The 3,498-nt window shown below is 51.8% G+C and carries 4 protein-coding genes; all 4 read left to right on the top strand.

Translation table 11 applies throughout. The annotated features are described in order from the left end of the window. The first annotated feature begins 244 nt into the window (after positions 1-244). Positions 245-565, top strand: a complete 321-nt coding sequence (trxA, locus tag GPK89_RS14220; protein WP_215694136.1) for a thioredoxin — start codon at positions 245-247, stop codon at positions 563-565. Then, a complete protein-coding gene (locus tag GPK89_RS14215; protein ID WP_215694134.1) occupies positions 562-2,256 on the top strand; it encodes an FAD-dependent oxidoreductase in 1,695 nt (564 codons plus the stop codon). Before trxA ends, GPK89_RS14215 begins: the two co-directional genes overlap by 4 nt. Continuing rightward, positions 2,253-2,924 (top strand): GTP pyrophosphokinase, encoded by a 672-nt coding sequence (locus GPK89_RS14210; protein ID WP_215694132.1) that lies wholly within the window; start codon positions 2,253-2,255, stop codon positions 2,922-2,924. The genes GPK89_RS14215 and GPK89_RS14210 overlap by 4 nt, the downstream gene beginning before the upstream one ends. 170 nt (positions 2,925-3,094) lie before the next feature. Next, positions 3,095-3,498: ATP cone domain-containing protein (locus GPK89_RS14205; protein ID WP_252261688.1), on the top strand; the 404-nt coding region annotated here is incomplete at its 3' end.

The raw sequence follows: 3,498 nt of genomic DNA, 5'->3' as shown, positions 1-3,498 counted from the left end.
CTACTGCAACCTCCACAGTCTGTGGAAAGCGTAATTCATCTTTCAAAAATCCGGTGCTTTTTTGAGCACCGGATTTTTTTATTAATGTGACCTCGTTACAGAAAAATACTTTGTCCTGCGGTATGATATAGCCACAATCAATAAACAAGAAAGATGTGGCGAACATGGAAATCAACCATGACGCAGGGTATTTGCAAGCTGAAAAACAAAGAATCATAAAAGATCAACGAAAGGAGTCACTCTCATGACTGAACTGAAAATTACTGCTGCGAATTTTGAAAACGAGGTACTGCATTCCGACAAACCCGTTTTGCTGGATTTCTACGCGGACTGGTGCGGACCGTGCAAAATGCTCTCTCCTATACTGCATGAGCTTGCCGAAGAAAAAAGCGGTGCCCTCAAGGTGGGCAAGATCAATGTAGACGAGCAGATGGAGCTGGCAATGCGTTTTCAGGTATCCAGCATTCCGATGCTGGTCGTTTTCAAGGACGGAAAAGCCGTTGCCAAGTCGGTGGGCTATCGGCCTAAGTCGGAGATCACCGCAATGGTGGAGAGCGCAAGATGAAAGTTGTGATCGTAGGCGGTGTGGCGGGTGGTGCTTCGGCCGCTGCCCGCATCCGCCGTTTGGATGAACACGCGCAGATCATCATGATCGAGCGCAGCGGCTATGTGTCCTATGCCAACTGCGGCCTGCCGTATTATGTGGGCGGTGTGATCAAAGAGCAAGCAGAACTGACGCTGCAAACTCCGGAGAGCTTTTGGGATCGCTTTCGCATTGATGTACGAGTACGGCAGGAAGTAACTGCGATCAATCCCGCAGAGAAAACCGTCACCGTCCGTGCACTGGACAGTGGGAAGGTCTACACGGAAACCTATGACAAACTGCTTCTTGCCCCCGGCGCAAAGCCGACGGTGCCCACGCTTTCCGGCGTCAGCAGTGAGCGCGTTTTTACGCTGCGCACCGTGGAGGATACCCTCCGCATCAGGCGCTTTGTTGAGGATCAGAAGCCGAAAACCGCTGTTTTGGCTGGCGGCGGCTTTATCGGTCTGGAAATGGCGGAAAACCTTGCAGAAATGGGTGTTTCCGTCACCATCGTCCAGCTTCTCCAGCAGCTTTTAGCGCCGCTGGATGCGGATATGGCGAGCTTTGTCCATTCGGAAATGCGCAGACACGGCGTGGCTCTGCGGTTGGGTGAAACCGTCACCGAATTCCGACAGGACGGAGATTCCGTGCTGACACTGTTGGAAGAAAGTGAACCGCTGCATTCGGATATGGTGCTGCTGGCCATCGGTGTTACCCCGGATACGCATTTGGCAAAAGAAGCCGGACTCAGGCTTGGTATTCGTGACAGCATCGCTGTCAACGAGCGGATGGAAACCTCCGTGCCGGACATCTATGCTGTGGGCGATGCCGTAGAGGTTACCCATTTCGTGACCGGGCAGAAAGTGTTGATTTCGATGGCGGGACCCGCCAACAAGCAGGGACGCATTGCCGCTGACAATATCTGCGGCGGAAACAGCCGCTATCACGGCTCTCAAGGCTCGTCTGTTCTGAAACTATTTGGCTTGACAGCGGCCTTTACGGGGATCAATGAAAAGACAGCGCGGGCAGCAGGGATCGCTTACGACAAAGTCGTATTGTTCCCGGCATCCCACGCGGCCTATTATCCCGGTGCACAGTCTATGGTAATGAAGGTGCTGTATGAAAAAGAAAGCCTGCGGCTGCTCGGTGCGCAGATCGTTGGCGGCGACGGTGTGGACAAGCGCATTGATGTACTGGCAACGGCCATTCGCGCAAAAATGACAGCTCTGGAACTGACGGAGCTTGACCTTTCCTATGCACCGCCTTATTCTTCTGCCAAAGACCCGGTCAATATGGCCGGTTTTATGATTGAGGATTTAGAGAACGGGAAGGTACGGCAGTTCCATTGGAATGATGTTGAGGACTTGCCTTGCGATGGCAGTGCGACGCTGCTGGACGTCCGCACGGCGTGGGAGTATCAGCGGGGTCATCTGGACGGCTTTCGGAACATACCTTTGGACGATCTGCGGGAGCATTTGGACGAGTTAGACCGGGGTAAGCCTGTTTATATGAATTGCCAGACAGGGCTTCGCAGTTATCTGGCCTCCCGACTTTTGACGCAGTACGGTTTTGCCTGTTCCCATCTCTCCGGCGGATACAGTTTTTATCAGGTCGTAACACAAGAGCGGCAGACAGCGCGGAGCGCCTATCCCTGCGGAATGGAGAAGCTATGAGTGAGAATTTATTTGGCTTGACGGTTGCGGCAGATAAAGGCTTAGATGATTTGCAGTGCCAGCGCCTTTTAAGCGAAAATCGCAGGTATCAGGAAGTAATGCTGCAATACCGATGTGCGCTGAAAGCGCTTGAAAGCCGATTGGAAATTTTGAATGAGGAATTTTCATTGCAGCATGACCGCAATCCGATAGAAAGTATAAAAAGCCGCTTGAAGTCGCCGTCCAGCATTATGAATAAGATGCAGAAACGCGGACTTCCTCTGGATTTTCCGACCATGCAGACAAATATCATGGATATTGCCGGTGTGCGGGTGATCTGCTCTTTCGAGGAGGATGTGTTCTTTTTGGCAAGGTGCTTAAAAGATCAGTCTGACATTGAAATTATCACAGAGAAAGACTATATTTCACACCCTAAGCCAAATGGCTATCGCAGTCTGCACCTGACGATCCGGCTGCCGGTATTCTTTGCGGAAAAAGAGATCCATGTGCCGGTGGAGATACAACTCCGTACAATCGCCATGGACTTCTGGGCAAGCCTTGAGCATACAATCCGCTATAAGAAAAACCTGCCGATAAATACTGAAATCGAAACTGAACTGAAAGAGTGCGCCGATTCCAGCAGAGAATGGGACAGCAAAATGGAGCATCTACTGCACATCTTAACATAATGCGTCGAATATAAAATGAAAAGTACGCACTTTATTGCTTGTTTCGGTTGGACGGCTTATGACAAGATGGGCATTCGCTCCTCCTCCACGGCGGAGCTGATCTTCAACGACGTGAAGGTCCCCAAGGAAAACCTATTAGGCTAGTGACCGGAGAAGAGGAGAGAATCGAAATGGAGATCAGAAAACGAAACGGGGAGTCTGTTCCCTTTCAACAGGAGAAAATTTTCAACGCCATGAAAAAGGCGTTTGACGGACAGGGCAAGGAGATCGGGAGCAGAGAGCTGGATGAGATCCTCGCCACCGTTCTCGACAATCTCTCCGTCACAGTGCCGCTCACCGTGGAACGTGTGCAGGACGAGGTGGAGCGAACGCTCATGGAGCGCGGACACTATGAGGTGGCCAAGGCGTACATCCTCTACCGCGAAAAGCGGTCTGCGCTGCGCCGTGTCCGGCATACCATCGCGCGGGCGGTGGGGGATGACTTGCTTGACGATGTGCTGCGCCGCATCCAGATGGATTTTACCGAGGAAGTCTACTCCCTCGCGGCGCTTCAAATGAAGTTTGAGAGTTTCTG

The organism is Gemmiger formicilis (assembly GCF_018784445.1).
GTDB lineage: Bacteria > Bacillota > Clostridia > Oscillospirales > Ruminococcaceae > Gemmiger.
This window is presented reverse-complemented; position numbering and strand designations above follow the sequence as displayed.

What these genes read in the sequence shown, in the direction of transcription:
- GPK89_RS14210 (WP_215694132.1), top strand. Translation starts at nt 2,253, where the DNA reads ATGAGTGAGAATTTATTTGGCTTGACGGTTGCGGCAGATAAAGGCTTA.
- GPK89_RS14215 (WP_215694134.1), top strand. Translation starts at nt 562, where the DNA reads ATGAAAGTTGTGATCGTAGGCGGTGTGGCGGGTGGTGCTTCGGCCGCT.
- trxA (WP_215694136.1), top strand. Translation starts at nt 245, where the DNA reads ATGACTGAACTGAAAATTACTGCTGCGAATTTTGAAAACGAGGTACTG.